The organism is Spirillospora sp. NPDC127506 (genome assembly GCF_040302145.1).
GTDB lineage: Bacteria > Actinomycetota > Actinomycetes > Streptosporangiales > Streptosporangiaceae > Spirillospora.
On record NZ_JBEORG010000021.1, the window covers coordinates 1 to 16,537 of the forward strand.

Annotated in this window: 15 protein-coding genes; 1 reads left to right on the forward strand and 14 read right to left on the reverse strand. The window is 73.8% G+C overall.

Going from position 1 to position 16,537, the window contains the following annotated elements; translation table 11 throughout:
- Window positions 1–47: 47 nt before the first annotated feature.
- The 12 genes from ABTW95_RS20385 to ABTW95_RS20440 all read right to left on the reverse strand — a co-directional run bounded on the left by ABTW95_RS20385 (window position 48) and on the right by ABTW95_RS20440 (window position 13,421).
- Complete coding sequence (locus tag ABTW95_RS20385; protein WP_396445594.1) at window positions 48–1,112, reverse strand: ABC transporter substrate-binding protein; 1,065 nt, start codon at window positions 1,110–1,112, stop codon at window positions 48–50.
- Window positions 1,113–1,205: 93 nt separating this feature from the next.
- On the reverse strand, window positions 1,206–2,243 hold the full coding sequence (locus ABTW95_RS20390; protein ID WP_396445595.1) for an ABC transporter permease: 1,038 nt from the start codon (window positions 2,241–2,243) through the stop codon (window positions 1,206–1,208).
- On the reverse strand, window positions 2,240–3,748 hold the full coding sequence (locus tag ABTW95_RS20395; RefSeq protein ID WP_396445596.1) for a sugar ABC transporter ATP-binding protein: 1,509 nt from the start codon (window positions 3,746–3,748) through the stop codon (window positions 2,240–2,242). The genes ABTW95_RS20390 and ABTW95_RS20395 overlap by 4 nt, the downstream gene beginning before the upstream one ends.
- 12 nt (window positions 3,749–3,760) lie before the next feature.
- Window positions 3,761–4,948 carry an ROK family transcriptional regulator gene (locus tag ABTW95_RS20400; protein ID WP_500227100.1) on the reverse strand — a complete coding sequence of 396 codons (1,188 nt, stop codon included), beginning with the start codon at window positions 4,946–4,948 and terminating at the stop codon, window positions 3,761–3,763.
- 193 nt (window positions 4,949–5,141) lie between these two features.
- Window positions 5,142–5,747 (reverse strand): GTP-binding protein, encoded by a 606-nt coding sequence (locus tag ABTW95_RS20405; RefSeq protein WP_396445598.1) that lies wholly within the window; start codon window positions 5,745–5,747, stop codon window positions 5,142–5,144.
- Window positions 5,728–6,117: a DUF742 domain-containing protein gene (locus ABTW95_RS20410; protein ID WP_396445599.1), complete on the reverse strand. Its 390-nt coding sequence runs from the start codon at window positions 6,115–6,117 to the stop codon at window positions 5,728–5,730. Before ABTW95_RS20410 ends, ABTW95_RS20405 begins: the two co-directional genes overlap by 20 nt.
- 1 nt (window position 6,118) lies before the next feature.
- Entirely contained in the window at window positions 6,119–6,565 is a 447-nt protein-coding gene (locus tag ABTW95_RS20415) for a roadblock/LC7 domain-containing protein (RefSeq protein WP_396445600.1), read from the reverse strand.
- Window positions 6,562–9,303, reverse strand: a complete 2,742-nt coding sequence (locus ABTW95_RS20420; RefSeq protein ID WP_500227101.1) for a sensor histidine kinase — start codon at window positions 9,301–9,303, stop codon at window positions 6,562–6,564. The genes ABTW95_RS20415 and ABTW95_RS20420 overlap by 4 nt, the downstream gene beginning before the upstream one ends.
- A 119-nt stretch (window positions 9,304–9,422) precedes the next feature.
- Window positions 9,423–10,073: a GTP-binding protein gene (locus tag ABTW95_RS20425; protein ID WP_396445602.1), complete on the reverse strand. Its 651-nt coding sequence runs from the start codon at window positions 10,071–10,073 to the stop codon at window positions 9,423–9,425.
- Entirely contained in the window at window positions 10,054–10,434 is a 381-nt protein-coding gene (locus ABTW95_RS20430; protein ID WP_396445603.1) for a DUF742 domain-containing protein, read from the reverse strand. The genes ABTW95_RS20425 and ABTW95_RS20430 overlap by 20 nt, the downstream gene beginning before the upstream one ends.
- A 3-nt stretch (window positions 10,435–10,437) precedes the next feature.
- Window positions 10,438–10,890 (reverse strand): roadblock/LC7 domain-containing protein, encoded by a 453-nt coding sequence (locus tag ABTW95_RS20435; RefSeq protein ID WP_396445716.1) that lies wholly within the window; start codon window positions 10,888–10,890, stop codon window positions 10,438–10,440.
- The gene (locus ABTW95_RS20440) at window positions 10,890–13,421 is read right to left on the reverse strand and encodes a sensor histidine kinase (protein ID WP_500227102.1); all 2,532 of its coding nucleotides are present in this window, start codon (window positions 13,419–13,421) and stop codon (window positions 10,890–10,892) included. Before ABTW95_RS20440 ends, ABTW95_RS20435 begins: the two co-directional genes overlap by 1 nt.
- A 426-nt stretch (window positions 13,422–13,847) precedes the next feature.
- Here ABTW95_RS20440 and ABTW95_RS20445 point away from each other — a divergent pair, with 426 nt between their 5' ends.
- Window positions 13,848–14,690, forward strand: a complete 843-nt coding sequence (locus tag ABTW95_RS20445; protein ID WP_396445605.1) for a sirohydrochlorin chelatase — start codon at window positions 13,848–13,850, stop codon at window positions 14,688–14,690.
- Between the two features lie 67 nt (window positions 14,691–14,757).
- Here ABTW95_RS20445 and ABTW95_RS20450 read toward each other — a convergent pair whose 3' ends face one another.
- Window positions 14,758–15,555, reverse strand: a complete 798-nt coding sequence (locus ABTW95_RS20450) for an enoyl-CoA hydratase/isomerase family protein (protein ID WP_396445606.1) — start codon at window positions 15,553–15,555, stop codon at window positions 14,758–14,760.
- A gap of 4 nt (window positions 15,556–15,559) precedes the next feature.
- On the reverse strand, window positions 15,560–16,462 hold the full coding sequence (locus ABTW95_RS20455; protein ID WP_500227103.1) for an SDR family oxidoreductase: 903 nt from the start codon (window positions 16,460–16,462) through the stop codon (window positions 15,560–15,562).
- Between the last annotated feature and the right edge of the window lie 75 nt (window positions 16,463–16,537).

Sequence of the window (16,537 nt, forward strand, 5' to 3'; positions counted from 1 at the left end):
GCGCCCGCCCACGGGAGGAGGGGCGGGCGCGCGGACGCCCCCGTCGCTCAGGACTCGAAGCCCAGCGGCATGTACTGGTCGACGTTCTCCTTGGTGACCGTCTCGGACGCCAGCGTGACCGACTGCGGGACCTGCAGCTCCACCAGGTCGGCCATGCCCTTGCCCTGCGCGATCAGCCGGCCCAGCTTGATCGCGGACGCGGCCATCGTCGGCGGGTAGGTGACGGTCGCCTCCAGCACGCCGCTCCCCGACTTGATCTCCCGCATCGCGTTCGCCGAGCCGGCGCCGCCGACCATGAAGAACTCCTTGCGGCCGGACTGCTTGATCGCGGCGAGCACGCCGACGCCCTGGTCGTCGTCGTGGTTCCACATGGCGTCGATCTTCTTGTGCGCCTGCAGCAGGTTGCTCGCCACCTGGTTGCCGGACTCGACGGTGAACTTCGCGTCCTGCTTGGCCGTGACGGAGAAGCCGTAGGACTTCAGCGCGTCCGCGAAGCCCTTGCTGCGCTCCTGCGTCAGCGGCAGCGTCGCGATCCCCTGGATCTCCACGATCACCGGGTCGGACACGCCCTTGTCCTTCAGCTTCTGGCCGATGTAGTGGCCGGCGGAGACGCCCATGCCGTAGTTGTCGCCGCCGATCCACGTCCGGTACGACAGCTTGTCGGGGAAGACGCGGTCGAGGTTGACGACCGGGATGCCGGCGTCCATCGCCTTGCGGGCGACCTGGTTCAGCTGCTCGCCGTCGTTCGGCAGGATCACCAGCACGTTCACCTTCGCCCGGATCAGCGACTCGACCGCGGAGATCTGCTGGTTGATGTCGTTGGTCGGCTCGACCGGCTTGAACGTCACGTCCGAGTACTTCTTGGCCTGCGCCTCGGCGTTCTTGGCGATCGCCGCGATCCAGCCGTGGTCGGCGGCGGGCGCGGAGAACCCGAGGGTGATCTGCTTGCCCGGCTTGTCGTTGTCGCCGGCGAGCGACCCGGCCTGCGCGGCGGGCGCGGCGTCGTCCTTCTCATTGTTGCTCGTGCAGGCGGCGGCGAGGCTGCCCGCCGCGACCACGGCGCCGGAGAACAGGACGCCTCTGCGGGTGGGACGAGGGCTCTGATCACGCATGACGTGCTCCTGATGAAGGGAAGGGTCGTCCCCCGCCGCGCGCATCCCCGCGGCGCGCGGCGCTGGACATTCCGGGTTGGGTCGTGGACTGGGTCAGGTGGGCGAGCGGAGCCCGCGGCGCTGCAGCAGCACGGCGATCCCGATGATCGCGCCCTTGGCGATGAGCTGGTCGCTGGTCTGCAGGCCGTTCAGGATGAACAGGTTGGTGATGACGGTGAAGATCAGCACGCCGAGGATCGACCCGACGACGGTGCCGCGCCCGCCGGTGAGCAGCGTCCCGCCGATGATGACGGCGGCGATCGCGTCCAGTTCGTACAGGTCTCCATGGGTGCTGGAGCCGGTGGTGGTGCGCGCCATGATGATGATCGCCGCGATGCCGCAGCAGAACCCGGACAGCGCGTACAGCAGCAGGGTGTGCCGGCGGACGTCGATGCCGGCGAGCCGCGCCGCCTCCGGGTTGCCGCCGACCGCGAACGTGCGGCGCCCGAACGTGGTGCGGTTGAGCAGCACCCAGCCGGCGATCGCGACGGCCGCGAAGATGTAGACGACGAGCGGGATGCCGAGCACCCTCGTGGTGGACAGCGACACGATGGCGTCGTTCTCGGGGCGGACGAGCTGGGTCTTGCGGTCCGACATCCGCTGCGCGAGGCCCCGCGCGGCGACGAGCATCGCGAGGGTCGCGATGAACGGGACCATCCGCCCGTAGGAGATCAGCAGCCCGGTCACGACGCCCGAGCCCGTCCCGACGAGGATCGCGCACAGCGCCATCACGCCCGGCCCGTAGGACTGCGTCGCGACCGTGGTCGCCCACACCGAGGCCAGCGCCATCACCGACCCGACGGACAGGTCGATCCCGCCGCCGATGATCACGAAGGTCTGGCCGACGGTGATCACGCCGATGGTGGCGGCCAGCGCGAGGATGCCGACCACGTTGCCGGACGTCGCGAAGTTGTCCGGCTCCGTCACCAGGCCGACGGCCGCGAGCAGCACCAGCGCGGCGACCAGCCCGAGGTGGTGGATCTCCCGGCTCGCCGCGCCGCCGCCCCGCGCGAACGGCCGCCACGGCCCGCCGGCCCCCGCCTTCTTGGCCAGCGGGCCGAGCACCCCCGTCGAAGGACGCGTCTCGGTCACAGGGCACTCCCTTCCATGATCATGTTGAGCACGGCGCCCTCGTCGAGGTCGCGGGCGGCGCCGGTGTGCACGACCCGCCCCTCCCGTACGACGAGGACGCGGTCGGCGAGCCCGAGCACCTCGGGCACCTCGCTGGACACGAGCAGCACCCCGATCCCGCGCCCGGCCAGCTCGCGGATCACCGTGTACAGCTCGGCGCGGGCGCCGACGTCGACGCCGCGGGTCGGCTCGTCCAGGATCAGCAGCCGCAGCCCGGCCGAGTCGAGCAGCCACCGGGCGAGGACGACCTTCTGCTGGTTGCCGCCGGACAGCGTCACCACGGGGCGCCGCGGGTCGGGCGGCCGGATGTCGAGCGCCTCGATCTGGCGGCGCACGTCCGCGAGCTCGCGCCGCCGGTTCAGCCAGCCGAACCGCGCGTACCGGGACAGGCCGGCGACGCTGACGTTCCCGGCGACGGTCTCGTTCATCAGCAGCGCCTGGCTCTTGCGCTCCTCCGGCGCCATGCCCATGCCGCGCCGCACCGCCGCGCCGGTGTCGCCGGGGCGGACCGGGCGGCCGTCCACGAGGACCCGGCCGCTGGACGGGCGCCGCGCCCCGTAGATCGTCTCCAGGATCTCCGAGCGCCCCGACCCGACGAGGCCGGCCAGCCCGACGATCTCGCCCGCGCGGACGGTGAGCGACACGTCCTCGAACGCGCCGGGCAGCGTCAGGCCCTCGACCCGCAGCACCTCGGGCCGGTCGCCGGCGTCCTCCGGCCGCTCGGGGAACACGTACTCCACGTCGCGCCCGGTCATCAGCGACACGATCCGGTCGGTGGAGGTGGTCCGGGCCGGCAGCCCGCCCGCGACCGCCCGGCCGTCCTTGAGGACGGTCACCCGGTCGCCGATCTCGCGGATCTCCTCCAGCCGGTGCGAGATGTACACGACCGCGACGCCGGCGGCGGTCAGCTCCCGGATGATGCGGAACAGGTTGCCGACCTCGTCGTGCGCGAGCGCGGCGGACGGCTCGTCCATCACGATCAGCCGGGCGTCGTGCGACAGGGCGCGGGCCATGCTGACGACCTGCTTGCCCGCCGCCGGCAGCCGCCCGACCTCGCGGCGCGGCGGGATCTCGCCGTGCCCGAGCCGCTCGAGCAGCTCGCGCGCCGCCCGCTCGGCGTCGCCGCGGCGCATGAACCCGAGCCGCGCCTTCTCGTGCCCGAGGAAGACGTTCTCGGCGACCGACAGCCCGTCGACGAGGTCCAGCTCCTGGTAGATGGTCGCGATGCCGGCCCGCATCGCGGCGGTCGGCCCGGCGAGCCGCACCGGCTCCCCGGCGAAGACGATCTCGCCCGCGTCCGGCTGGTGCGCGCCGGCGAGCACCTTGATGAGGGTGGACTTGCCGGCGCCGTTCTGCCCGAGCAGGCAGTGCACCTCGCCCGGGAGGACGTCGAGGTCGACGCCGTCCAGCGCGCGGACGCCGGGGAACTGCTTGACGATGCCGCGCATCTGCAGCAGCGGTTCCATTCGGGGGCCTCCTCAGGACGCGGAGAAGACGTGGTCGCTGATGAGCCGGGCGCCGCCGACCACGCCGGCCGTCCCGGCGAGCTCGGACAGCACGATCGGCAGGTTGCCGGTCGCGAGCGGCGCGGACCGGCGGTAGACGACGCTGCGGATCTCGGCGAGCAGCGTGTGGCCGAGGCCCGCGACGCCGCCCGCGATGATGACGAGCCCGGGGTTGAAGAAGCTGACGAGCCCGGCGAGCACCTGCCCGACGTGCCGCCCGCCCGCCCTGATCATCTGCACCGCGGCGGGGTCGCCCGCGGCGGCCGCCTCGCCGACGTGCTCGGCGGACAGCTCCCCGTGCGTCTCCAGCAGCGCCGCGAGCGCGGGCGACTCCCCCGACCGCGCCGCCGCCTCCGCGTCCCGCGCGAGGGCCGCGCCGCCGAAGAACGCCTCCAGGCATCCGGCGTTCCCGCACGCGCAGATCGGCCCGTCGTCGTCGACCCGGATGTGGCCGATGTCGCCGGCGCTGCCGGACACGCCCCGGTAGATGGCGCCGTCGACCACGATCCCGCAGCCGATGCCGGTGCCGATCTTCACCAGCAGGAAGTCGTCGACCGACCGGGCGAGCCCCGCGTGCAGCTCGCCGAGCGCCATCAGGTTCACGTCGTTGTCGACGAGCACCGGGCAGCCCAGCTCCTGGCCGATCGCGTCCCGCACCGGGAACCGGTCCCAGCCGGGCATGATCGGCGGGACGACCGGCATGCCGTCCCGGAAGCTGACCGGGCCGGGGACGCCGATGCCCGTCCCGTGCACCTGCGGGATGAGGCCCTCGTCGCGCAGCTTGCCGAGCAGCTCGAGCGCCCGCTCCAGCACGACCGTCGCGCCCTGCCGCACGTCGCACTGCTCGCTCACGTGGCCGAGCACCTCCAGGCCGCCGTCGGTCACCGCGACGTCGATGGAGGTGGCGCCGATGTCGAAGGCGACGAACCGCAGGCTGGGCGACAGCCGGACGATCCCCGACCGGCGGCCGCCCCGCGACGCCGCCAGGCCCGCGCCCTCGACGAGGCCCAGCTCGACGAGCCGGTCCAGCTCCACCGCGAGCTTCGACCGCGACAGCCGGACGACGTCCCCCAGCTCGGCCCGCGACCGCGGCCCCTCGTCACGCAGCAGCCGCAGAAGCCGTGCCTGATGCACGTTCTGCGGGCGAGCCGACATGCGCATCACGCCGTCCCCTCGGGAATCGATCCGGCCCCCCGGGCCGTGTGACCCGGGTCTCATGGCGGAGACCGTAACCCGCTTTCGTCAGTTTGAGAAGACCTTTCCTCTAGATCAACATGACTTTTTCCACTCAGAGGACAAAGATCGGGACAGCGGAACGGCCCCTGCCCGGCGGGCGGGGGCCGTTCGGCCGATCTCAGTAGCTGACCGCCTGGCGGCCGCTCATGGTGCGCATGATGTGCTCGACCAGGGTGATGAGGACCCGCTTGGCGTCCTCGCGGTCGCGCACGTCGCAGTCGATGACGGGCACGTCCGCCGGGAGGTCGAGGGCGTCGCGGACCTGGTCGTGGGAGTGGTGGCCGGCGCCGTCGAACCGGTTGACCCCGATGATGAACGGGACGCCGCGCCGTTCGAAGTAGTCGACCGAGGCGAAGCAGTCGGCGAGGCGGCGGGTGTCGACCAGGACGACCGCGCCGAGCGCGCCCTTGGCCAGCTCGTCCCACATGAACCAGAAGCGGTCCTGGCCGGGGGTGCCGAAGACGAACAGGACCAGGCCGTTCGGCAGCGTGATGCGGCCGAAGTCCATCGCCACGGTCGTCGTGGTCTTGTTCGCGACGGCGGTGGTGTCGTCGATCCCGATGCTCTTCTCGGTCAGGGCCTCCTCGGTGCGCAGCGGACGGATCTCGCTGACCGCGCTCACCAGGGTGGTCTTACCGACGCCGAAACCACCGGCCACGAGGATCTTCACCGTCAGCGCGGACTCGCCGTGGTGGGCGGCCGCGTCAGAGCGCACGGATTCCATCGATCACTTCCTTGAGTACGCGCTCGCTGGGGAACTGCGCCACCGGCGCGGGACGCCGGACCTGAATCAGCGAGTGGTCGAGCAGATCACCGAGCAGGACACGGACCACCCCGAGGGGGAGTTCCAGATCCGACGCTATCTCGGCGACCGACAACGGGGTGCGGCAAAGCTCCAGGATCATGTCATGTTCCGGCTCCGGGGCCCACGGCGGCGCGGGAAGCGCGTCGTCCGCGGGCGCCGGCGGGTCCGCCGCGGCGATCAGCGCGACGAGGTCGAACTCCTCGCCGTCGTAGTGCGTCCGGCCCCCGGTGAGCGCGTACGGGCGGACCACGGGCCCCGCCGCGTCGTCGTACCAGGCCGTGCCGCCCATGTCACAGCCCGCCGGGCTCGGCCGCGGCCACCCGCGGGTCGGCGGACAGGTGCCGGCCGACCCGGGTGACGAGCATCGCCATCTCGTAGGCGATGATCCCGAGGTCGGCGTCGGCGGCGGCCAGCACGGCGAGGCAGGCCCCGCGCCCGGCGGCCGTCACGAACAGGAACGACGACTCCATCTCCACGATGGTCTGCCGGACGGGGCCGCCGCCGAAGGACTCCCCGGCCCCGCGCGCGAGGCTCTGGAAGCTGGCGGCGACCGCGGCCAGGTGGTCGGACTCCTCGCGGGCGAGGCCGCTGGACGCGGCGATCTTCAGCCCGTCGCTGGACAGCACCACCGCGTTCTGCACCGGGGCGACCCGCTGGACGAGACTGTCCAGCAGCCAGTTCAGGTCACCTCCGGCTCCGCCCGGGACCTCCGCGCCGGAGTGCTGGGCATGTGTCATCGGGTGTCGTCCTCCTGGTCACCGGGGTTGTGCGCGGCCTGCGCCGAGCCGGATGCCTCCGCGTCGGCCGCGTCCTGCCTGCCACGCTGCCAGCCGGCCTGCATGGCGGACAACATCGATCGCATCGCCTCGGCCGAGCGGGCCGCGTCGTCGCCCTGGTCCGCGTCCGGCGGGGCGGTCCCGCCCGGAGCGGTCCCGGCCGGCGCGGTCCCGGGCGGTTCGGCGGGCGGCCCGGCGGGCGGCGGGGGCTCGTCCACGGGGACGGGCGCGGCGAGCGGCATCCCGGCCGGCTCCGGGGCGGGCGGCGAACCCGGCGGCTCGGCGGCCGCGGGCGGCGCCTGCCCCTGCGCCGCGAGGTGCGCGTCCACCCGCTCCTTCAGCTGGGGCGCCAGGTGGGTCTGGCGCCTGCGCTTGGGCAGCTCGCCCTCCTTCGGCGGCGCCGCAGGCTCCGGCGGCGCCTCGGCCGGCGCGGGCGGCGGCGCGGACCCCCGGACCGGCTGCGGAGCGGGCTGCGAGGCGGGCAGCGGGGCGGCGGGCTCGGCGACCAGCCGCATCACCCCGCCGGACTCGCCTCCCGTGCGGCTCGCCGACGCCGACAGCGCCGCGGCCTGGTCCGGCAGCTCCTGCAGCGGCCCGGTGGGACGGCGTGCGGGCGGCTCCGCGTCGGCGGCGTTCTCCACGATGAGCGAGGCGGGGATCAGCGCGATCGCGGTCGTCCCGCCGTAGGGGGACGGGCGCAGCGTGACCGTGATGCCGTGCCGCTGCGCCAGCCGCGCCACGACGAACAGGCCGAGCTGCGCGCTGTCGGACGGGTCGAACTCGGGCGGGTTCGCGAGCCGCTCGTTGGCGGCGCGCAGCGCCTCCTCGGTCATCCCGAGGCCGCGGTCCTCGACCTCGATCGCGAAGCCGCTGGCGACGGCCTGCCCGCTGACCCGCACCGGCGACTGCGGCGGCGAGAACGTGGTGGCGTTCTCCACCACCTCGGCGAGCAGGTGGATGACGTCGGCGACGGCCGAGCCGAGCAGCGCGACCCGCGGCAGCGGCTGCACCCGGACGCGCGGGTAGTCCTCGACCTCGGCGACCGCGCCGCGCACCACGTCCACCAGCGGGACGGGGCGCCGCCAGCCGCGCCCGGCGCTCTTGCCGGCCAGGATGACCAGGCCCTCGGCGTGCCGGCGCATGCGGGTCGCGAGGTGGTCGAGGCGGAACAGGTCCGACAGCTCGGACGGGTCCTCGGTGCGGCGCTCCATCGTGTCGAGCAGGCTGAGCTGGCGGTGCAGCAGCGCCTGGTTGCGGCGCGCGAGGTTGACGAACACCTCGCTGATGCCGCGCCGCGCCGCGACCTCGCCCTCGGCGGCCTCCAGCACGGCCGCGCGGGCCCGGTCGAACGACTCGGCGATCTGCCGGATCTCGGTGATGCGGTAGTCGAGCTCGGGTTCCGGCTCGGGCTCGGCGGGGCGCCCGGCGATGATCTGCTCGGCGAGCTTCGGCAGCCGCTTCTGGGTGAAGTCGACGACGCCGCCCGCGAGCGTGCGGCACTCGCGCACCAGCCGCCGGGAGACGCGCACCGCGAGGAGGGACGACAGCACGATCGCGGCGAGCCCGAGGCCGCCGGCGAGGCCGAGCCGGGTGAACGCGCCGATCGCGATGTGCTGGCCGCGGGCGACGACCCCGTCGAGGATGTGGTTCTCCAGCTGGTACAGCTGCCCGTTGGCCGTGTCGGCGACCGACCGCCAGACGCTGGGCTCGATGACGGCGACGCCCCGCACGGTGCTCGGCTGCTTACCAGGCTGCGCGTTCTGCTGCCCGTCCGGCTGCGTGCCGTGCGCGTGCCCGGGCGTCGCGGCGGTGCCGGTCCCGTTCGCGCCGGTCCCGTTCGCGCCGGTCCCGTTCGTGCCCGTCCCGTTCGCGCCGGTGCCCGGGGCGCCGGCCCGGCGCGCCGCGGCCTGCGGCGGTTCGGCGCCGGCGATGACCTGGTCCTCCAGCTTCGTCATCCGCACGAAGGCGGGCGAGGACATCAGGCGCTCGTACCGGGCGTGGTCGGCGGCGGACAGGTCGCGCGCGCTGACCTCGTGCATCGTGTGGTGCGCCCCGACGAGCTTGGCGAACTGGGCGCGTTCGGCCGCGGTGATGCGGCCCGCGGCGAGCGCGCCGGTGAGCAGGGCGTCCTCGCGGGACATGAACTCGCGGGCCAGCCCGAAGGAGGTGAGCGTGCGGGCGCGGGCGGTGATGGACCCGTCCGCCGGCGCGGTCGAGCTGTAGACCGCGAAGCCGCCGTCGACGAGCTCGCTGTACGCGCGGAGCACCTCGGCGCGCCCGCCGGTCCGCTCGTCCACGCTGCGGCGGATGGACTTCAGCTCGCCGAGCCTGGCCACGAGGTCGTCCAGCTTCCGGACGACCTCCGGCTGGATCGCGCCCCGCAGCCCGCCGTCGCGGGCCCCCTCGCGCACCTCCTCGGCCGCCTCGTCGGTCGCCTGCCGCTGCGTGCGCAGCACGCCGGGGTCGTTGCGGGCGCCGCCCAGCTCGGCCAGCGACAGCCGCCGCTCCTTCTGCAGCCCGTCGATGAGCCGCTGGGTGGGCAGCACCGTCTTCTGCTGGAACTGGCGGCTCTGCAGCAGCTGGTGCGCGTCGCCGTAGGTGATGCCGGTGAGGAACGCCCACAGCGAGGCGAGCGCCAGCAGCGGCACGAGGACCAGCAGCGTGATCCTCGCCCGGATGGAGGCGAAACCGCGGGCCATCACGGCTGGCGGACCCTGCTCACTGTCTCGTCCTCCTGCACTGGGTCGTACGGCATTGGGGGGTGGGACATGCGGGGGAACCTCCCGATGCGTCTAGTACGGGGGTGTGCCGGAGCCTACTACGTCGCGGGTTCGCGGTGATCGGTCATCCGATCACCGCCCGGCGCCCCGGTCCGGTCCTGCTCCTCGTCCGGCCAGCTCAGCACGTGCTCCATCAGCGCGATGAGCACCTCCTTGGACGACTCGCGGCGGCGGACGTCGCACAGCACGACCGGGACGCCGGGGTCCAGGTCGAGCGCGATCGCGATGTCCTCGGCGCTGTGCGTCCGCACCCCGTCGAAGCAGTTCACCGCGACGACGAACGGGACGCCGCGGCGCTCGAAGTAGTCGATGGCCGGGAAGGAGCCCGCCAGCCGGCGGGTGTCGGCGATCACGACGGCGCCGATCGCCCCGGCCGCCAGCTCGTCCCACATGAACCAGAACCGCTCCTGGCCGGGCGTGCCGAACAGGTAGAGCAGCAGCTGGTCCGACAGCGTGATGCGGCCGAAGTCCATGGCGACGGTCGTGGTCGACTTGGCGCCGACGCCGGACACGTCGTCCACCCCGACGCCGCGGTCGGTCAGCGGCTCCTCGGTGTGCAGCGGCCTGATCTCGCTGATCGAGCCCACCATCGTCGTCTTGCCGGCGCCGAACCCGCCCGCGATGAGGATCTTGGTGGTCACCGGCGGGCGGGAGGCGAGGCCCGTCCGCTCAGAGTGCGCGTAGGCCATTGAGCACCTCCCTCAGCACGCCGTTCGGCGGGCGCCGCCCGGCCGCGGGCTGCGCCTCGGCGACGACCGCGACGAGCCCCTCCTCCCGCAGGTCGCCGAGCAGCACCCGGACGACGCCGATGGGCAGCCCGAGGTCGGCCGCCAGGTCGACGACCGGGACCGGCGACGCGCAGCGGCGCAGCACGCGCGCGTGGTCGGGGCTGTAGCGCAGCCGGTCACCGGGCGGGACGCCGGTGGCGGCCACGACCGCGATGAGCTCGAAGCCGTCCCCGTCCGGGCGGGTCCGGCCCCGGGTCAGCGCGTACGGACGCACGAGCGGACCGGCGTCCCGGTCCAGCCACCGCTCTGCCGAGGGGTCCATCGGTCAGAATCCTCGCGGCGCGGCTCCCCCGGCGCCTCCGAACTCCTCGCCGGCCGCGTCACCGCCGAACCTCGGGCTCGCCTGCAGGTGCTGCCCGACCCGCTTGACCAGCACGGCCATCTCGTAGGCCACCAGACCGGCGTCGGCCTCCGCCTCGGCGAGGACGGCGAGGCAGGTGCCGTCGCCCGCGGCCGTTACGAACAGCAGCAGCGCGTCCATCTCGATGATGGTCTGCCGGACGTTGCCGCCGGCGAAGTGCCGGCCGGCGCCGCGCGCGAGGCTCTGCACGCCGGACGCCAGCGCCGACAGGTGCTCGGCGTCCTCGCGGGCGAGCTCGTTGGAGGCCGCGACCGCCAGGCCGTCCCGCGACAGGATCACCGCCTGCCGCACCGTCGTCACCCGTTCGGCGAAGTCGTTGAGCAGCCAGTTCAGCTCACCGGTCACGGTGTTGTGCATCATCGGGTTCCCTCATCCCCCACATCCGTCGCGCGGCCGCGCCGCCATCCCTGCTGTATCGATGCCATCAGCGAGCGTGCCTCCTCGGGCGAGCGTGCGATGCCTCCGGAGGGTCCCCCGCCCGCCGGTACCGGCGGCGGCGGGGGCCTCTTGCGCAGCTGCGGCGCCAGGTTCTTCTGCCTGACCCTGCGGGGGAGCCCGGCGTGCGTCGCCGCCGGCTCCCAGTCGTCGTCCTCGGCGGCGCGCGCGCCGCCGTCCTCCTCCTGCTCCACGTCCTGCTCCACGGTCGCCACGGGCTGCGGTACGGCCTCGTCGGACCAGGGGTTCGGCGCCGGACGCGGCGGGACCGGGACCGCAGGGCGCTCGGGGTCGCCCCACGGCCCGGTCAGCTCCGGCAGCACGGGCGGCTCCTCCGCGACCCGGGCCTGCGCGGGCTCCGCGTCCGCGCCCTCGGGCTCCACCAGCTCGGCGTCCACGGGCTCCGGCTCGGCGGGCTCCGGCTCCGCGGGGGCCGACTCCGTGCGGTCGGCGTCGCGCAGCGGGACGACGGCCTCGCCGCGCGGCGCGGGCGCGGAACCCCGCTCGCCGTCCGCCCGCGTGTCGAGCGGGGACGCCTCGCCGGGCTCCGCGCCCGGGGGCAGCATGCCCGCCGCCATCTGCTCCGCCGGGACGACCAGCTCGTGCGGCAGCAGCACGACCGCGGTCACGCCGCCGTACGGGGACCGCTGCAGCGTCACGGAGATGTCGTGCCGGGCGGCGAGCCGCGCGACGACGAACAGGCCGAGCTGGTCGGTGTCGACGAGGTCGTACTCGGGCGGCTCGGCGAGCCGCCGGTTGGCCTCGGCGAGCAGCTCCGGCTTGACGCCGAGGCCGCGGTCCTCGATCTCGACGGCGAACCCGGCGCCGACCCGCTCGGCCTTGACCCGCACCTCGGTGTTCGGCGGGGAGAACGTCGCGGCGTTCTCGATCAGCTCGGCGAGCAGGTGGACGACGTCGGTCACGGCGGCGCCGATGAGGCCGTCCGCGGAGTCGGTGAGGACGGTGGCGCGGGTGTAGTCCTCGATCTCCGAGACCGCGGCGCGCAGCACGTCGGCGATCCGGACGGGCTGCCGCCAGCCGCGCCCGGGGGTGGCGCCGGACAGGATGATCAGGCTCTCCGCGTGCCGCCGCATGCGGGTGGTGAGATGGTCGATGCGGAACAGGTCTTCCAGGTCGTCGGCCTCGGCGCGGCTCTCCAGCCCGTCCAGCATCGTGAGCTGGCGGTGCAGCAGCGACTGGTTGCGGCGGGCGATGTTGAGGAAGATGCGGCTGACGCCGGCGCGCAGCTCGGCCTGGCCGACGGCGGCGTCGACGGCGGTCCGCTGCACCTTGGCGAACGAGTCGGCGAGCTGGGCGATCTCGGTGGTGCTGCCCGCGTGCAGGGGCGGCGCCTCCGCGGCGACGTCCACGCTCTCGTTGCGGCTGAGCCGCTCGACGACGCCGGGCAGCCGCCGCTCGGCCAGCTCCTCGGCGGAGCCGCGCAGCCCGACCAGCTCGCGGATGAACCCGCGCGCGAACCGCAGCGACAGCAGCACCGACGCGAGAATGGCCAGCAGGCCGATCCCGCCGACGACGCCGAGCCGGACGTAGGCGTCGCGGCCCTGCTGGTCGGCGTGCTCGGCGGCCTGCCGGGAGTTGTCGAGGACCATCTCGTTGATCGACTGGATCAGCGGCTCCGCGGTCCGCTGCCACTCCTGGGTCCCGACGGGCAGCGCCTTGCGCGGGTCCGCGTTCGCGATGCGGTCCTCGATCGACTTGAAGTTCTGGTACTGCGGCGACGCGAAAACCGGCGCGACGCCGGTCCGGTAGACGACGGGGTCGAGCAGCGTGCGCTGCTTGATCCACTGCCAGCGCTGCTCGCCGACCATCTCGACGAACAGCCGGTGCTCGGCGGGGGTCATCCGGCCCTTGGTGACGACGGCGGACGCGATCAGCGCGTTCTCCCGCTGCAGCAGCTCCATGCCGCGGGCCGCGTGCCGGGTGGACAGCGTCCAGTTGTAGACGTCGGCGTCGTCGATGACGATGAGGCCGTCGTACAGCCGGTGGAGGTCGTCGACCATCGTGCTGTAGCTGTTGATCGCGGTCAGCCGGTCGACGAGCCTGCCGTCGACCGCCGCGCGGAGCCCGCCGAGCCCGCCGAACGCCCGCAGGACGTCGGTGACGCGGCTGTCCATCTCCTCGGTCGTCGCGTCCTGCGCGGCCTCGGAGGTGGCCTCGACGCGGAACCGCTCGACGGCCTGGTCGACGCGGGCGCGCTGGGCGACGAGGGAGACGGGCGGCCCGCCGGGGCTGTTGCGCGGCGTGCTGAGGAACGTCGCGGACATCTGCCGCTCCCTGCCCAGCTCGACCAGCACGCTCTGGCCGCTCGGCCCGAACTTGCGGTCGAGGGTGTGGTATTTGCGCTGGGCCAGGGCTTCGCGGCCGCTGGCACTCGCGGCGTACCCCCACAGCGCGACCAGCGAGAGCAGTGGCACGAGCAGCAGCGCGGTCACCTTGGAGCGAATCGATCGCGTACGGGGGGTTTTCATGTGACCTCGAACGTTCCGGCCAGGAGGGTCCATGGATCATAAAGGCGGCCCGTGACGGGACCGCAACCCCTTTGGCGCCTTTCGGACGCATTGGTGTCCTTCCGCGTCACCTGCGGCGATGCGCACGGCCCGGGTGATCTTGCCGCATCCGCCGCAACCGGATAGCGGCAAATCAGGACAATTTGCTTCATTTCCCCCTGTTGCTCGGGAGCATTGCGCCATACTCTGCTTCTTCACCACCGCTCGCGTCGCGCCGGCACGGGAAGGAGACCCGCGATCCATACAGGCAACGACGGAGGCCGGAACGAGGTCGCCCCCGCCGGGCCGAGGGACACGGTCCACCGGGACGGGAGGACTGCTCCCGGGCCCGAGGGCGTTACGATTCCCGCCGTGAGTCCCGAAAGCCAGGCATCCGAGGCACTGCCGTCGCGACGCCGCCGCGCCCCCCGCGGCGGCCGGCACCGCGGCGACGAGTCCTTCCTCCTGCCCCCCGGATCCCCCACGCTGGTCCTGGCCGTGCCCGGGCACGCCCGGCAGGCCGGCGCCGAGACCGCCGCCGAGCTGGCCAGGCTCGTCGAGATGGAGCACACCGGCCAGCCCGCGGCCGTCGGCTACCTGGACGGCGAGGAGGCGGGCCTGCACGGCGTCCTCGCCGGGCTGCGGCAGGAGCCGGACGAGCTAGCGGCCGTCGTGGTGCCGCTGTCCACCGGCCCCGACCCGAGGTTCGACCGGGCCGTGCACGGCGCCGTGGCCTCCTCGCCGGTGCGCGCCGTCGCCGCCGAGCCGCTCGGCCCGCACCCGCTCATCGCCGAGGCGCTGCACGACCGGCTCGCCGACGCCGGCCTCGCCCGCGCCGACCGGATCCGGCTGATGACGATGGTGACCGCCGCGTCCGGCGTCATCGTCGCGACGCCGGGGGACGCGACCGCCGTCCGGCAGGCCGAGGTCACCGGCGTGCTGCTCGCCTCCCGGCTGGCCGCGCCGGTCTTCACCGCCTCGCTGAACGACGAGGCGTCCGTCAAGGCCGCGGCGGAGCAGCTGCGCGCGGCGGGCGCCGCGTCCATCGCGGTCGCGCCGCACCTGATCGGCCCCGAGCCGGAGGCGGCGCTGGTCGCGTCCGCCGCCGCGGTCGTGGGCGCCCCCTACTCGGCGCCGCTCGGCGCCCACCCGGCCCTGGCGCGCCTGGCCGCCCTGCGCTACGTGGAGGCGCTCTCCACCGCCCTCGCCGAGTAGGCCCCTCCCCGGGCGGCTCGCCGGGCGGCCCAGGGGCCGTCCCCCTGGGCCTTTCCAGCCGGCGTCGTCAGCGGTTCTTGAATTCCGGCGCGCGCTTCTCCAGCGTCGCCGCCATGCCCTCCGCGAGGTCCTCGCTGAAGAAGGCGAGCGTCTGGACGGCCGTCTCCGCGGCGAGCTGGCGGCGGAGGCCGGGCGCGTCCAGGGACGCGTTGAGCAGTTCCTTCGTGCGGCGCAGGCCGTACGGGGACTTGGCGAGCAGCTCGCCGGCGAGCGCCTGCGCGCCGGCCAGGTCCGCGCCCTCGGCGGTGATCTCGGTGATCAGGCCGAGCTCGTCGGCACGGTGCACGTCCAGCCGCTGCGCGCGGTAGGCGACCTCCGCGGCCTTCGCCGGGCCGATCAGGCGCGGCAGCAGCCAGGAGAGCCCGCAGTCCCCGGCCGACAGGCCGAGGTTCGTGAACGGCACGACGAACCGGGTGGTCGGGTCGGCGACCCGCAGGTCGCAGGCCAGCGCCCAGGACACCCCCATGCCCGCGACCGGGCCGTGCAGCGCCGCGATCACCGGCTGCGGGATCTCCCGCAGCCGGGCGGTGACCTCGGCGCCGCGCGCGATGCCCCGGTAGAGCCGCTGGACGCGGCCCTCGGCGCTCTCCCCGCCCGGGTCGCCGCCCTGGATGTCCATGCCCGAGCAGAACCCGCGGCCCTCGCCGGTGAGCACGACCACGTGGGTGGACGGGTCGCGCGCCAGCTCGTTGAGGGCGTCGAGCATCTCCTCGGTCAGGGCGCCGTCGACGGCGTTCAGGCGCTCCGGCCGGGACAGGGTGATCGTGACGACCCCGTCCCGGCGGTCGAGCTTGATCCCGCTCAACGGCTCAGGAGGTGAGCTGCTGGATCAGCGGGCCCATCTGCTCGCCGACGTTCTTGAACACCGTCAGCGGCTCGGCGGCGCTGACGGCCGCCCAGTTGTCCCGGACGTCCTCGACCGTCAGGGTGGTCTTCTGCCCGTAGCCGGGGCCCTCCGCGATGAAGATCTTCGCGATCCGGCCGCCGCCGACGGTGTAGACCTCGCCGGAGTCCTCGTTGGCCTCGTGCACCAGCCAGGCGACGAGCGGCGTCACCTGCTCGACGCCCAGCTTGTCGGCGAAGTCCGCGGGCAGCAGGTCCTCGGTCATCCGGGTCCAGGCGACCGGGGCGATCGCGTTGGCCTTGATGTTGTACTTGGCGCCCTCGTGGGCGAGGGTCTTGGTGAACCCGACCAGGCCCATCTTCGCCGTGGCGTAGTTGGCCTGGCCGAAGTTGCCGAACAGGCCCGCCGGGGACGAGGTGTTCACGATCCGGCCGTAGCCCTGCTCGCGCAGGTGCGGCCAGGCGGCGCTCGACACCAGGAACGAGCCGCGCAGGTGGACGGCGATGACCGCGTCGAACTCCTCGACGGACATGTTCTTGAAGGACTTGTCGCGCAGGATGCCCGCGTTGTTGACGACGATGTCGACCTTGCCGAACGCGTCCAGCGCGGTCTTGATCACGGCCTGCGCGCCCTCGGGGGTCGCGACGTTGTCGGGGTTCGCGACGGCCTCGCCGCCGTTCTTCGCGATCTCGTCCACGACCTCCTGGGCGGGGCCGGCGGAGGCGCCGACACCGGACCGGTCGCCGCCGAGGTCGTTGACGACGACCTTCGCGCCGCGCGCGGCGAGCTCCAGGGCGTGCTGCCGGCCGAGGCCGTGGCCGGCCCCGGTCACGACCGCGACCCGGCCGTCGTAGCGCAGTTCCGACATTCGCTTCTCCTCACATCGTGGGGCCCGCCCCCAGGAAACCATCCGGGGGTTACCAAGTGGTACCCACTAAACCGA

Excerpts from the sequence above, each read along its gene's own strand:
- ABTW95_RS20455 (WP_500227103.1), bottom strand. The coding sequence starts at position 16,462 with ATGTCGGAACTGCGCTACGACGGCCGGGTCGCGGTCGTGACCGGGGCC.
- ABTW95_RS20420 (WP_500227101.1), bottom strand. The coding sequence starts at position 9,303 with ATGGCCCGCGGTTTCGCCTCCATCCGGGCGAGGATCACGCTGCTGGTC.
- ABTW95_RS20385 (WP_396445594.1), bottom strand. The coding sequence starts at position 1,112 with ATGCGTGATCAGAGCCCTCGTCCCACCCGCAGAGGCGTCCTGTTCTCC.
- ABTW95_RS20425 (WP_396445602.1), bottom strand. The coding sequence starts at position 10,073 with ATGGCCTACGCGCACTCTGAGCGGACGGGCCTCGCCTCCCGCCCGCCG.
- ABTW95_RS20405 (WP_396445598.1), bottom strand. The coding sequence starts at position 5,747 with ATGGAATCCGTGCGCTCTGACGCGGCCGCCCACCACGGCGAGTCCGCG.
- ABTW95_RS20410 (WP_396445599.1), bottom strand. The coding sequence starts at position 6,117 with ATGGGCGGCACGGCCTGGTACGACGACGCGGCGGGGCCCGTGGTCCGC.
- ABTW95_RS20435 (WP_396445716.1), bottom strand. The coding sequence starts at position 10,890 with ATGCACAACACCGTGACCGGTGAGCTGAACTGGCTGCTCAACGACTTC.
- ABTW95_RS20415 (WP_396445600.1), bottom strand. The coding sequence starts at position 6,565 with ATGACACATGCCCAGCACTCCGGCGCGGAGGTCCCGGGCGGAGCCGGA.
- ABTW95_RS20395 (WP_396445596.1), bottom strand. The coding sequence starts at position 3,748 with ATGGAACCGCTGCTGCAGATGCGCGGCATCGTCAAGCAGTTCCCCGGC.
- ABTW95_RS20430 (WP_396445603.1), bottom strand. The coding sequence starts at position 10,434 with ATGGACCCCTCGGCAGAGCGGTGGCTGGACCGGGACGCCGGTCCGCTC.
- ABTW95_RS20400 (WP_500227100.1), bottom strand. The coding sequence starts at position 4,948 with ATGCGCATGTCGGCTCGCCCGCAGAACGTGCATCAGGCACGGCTTCTG.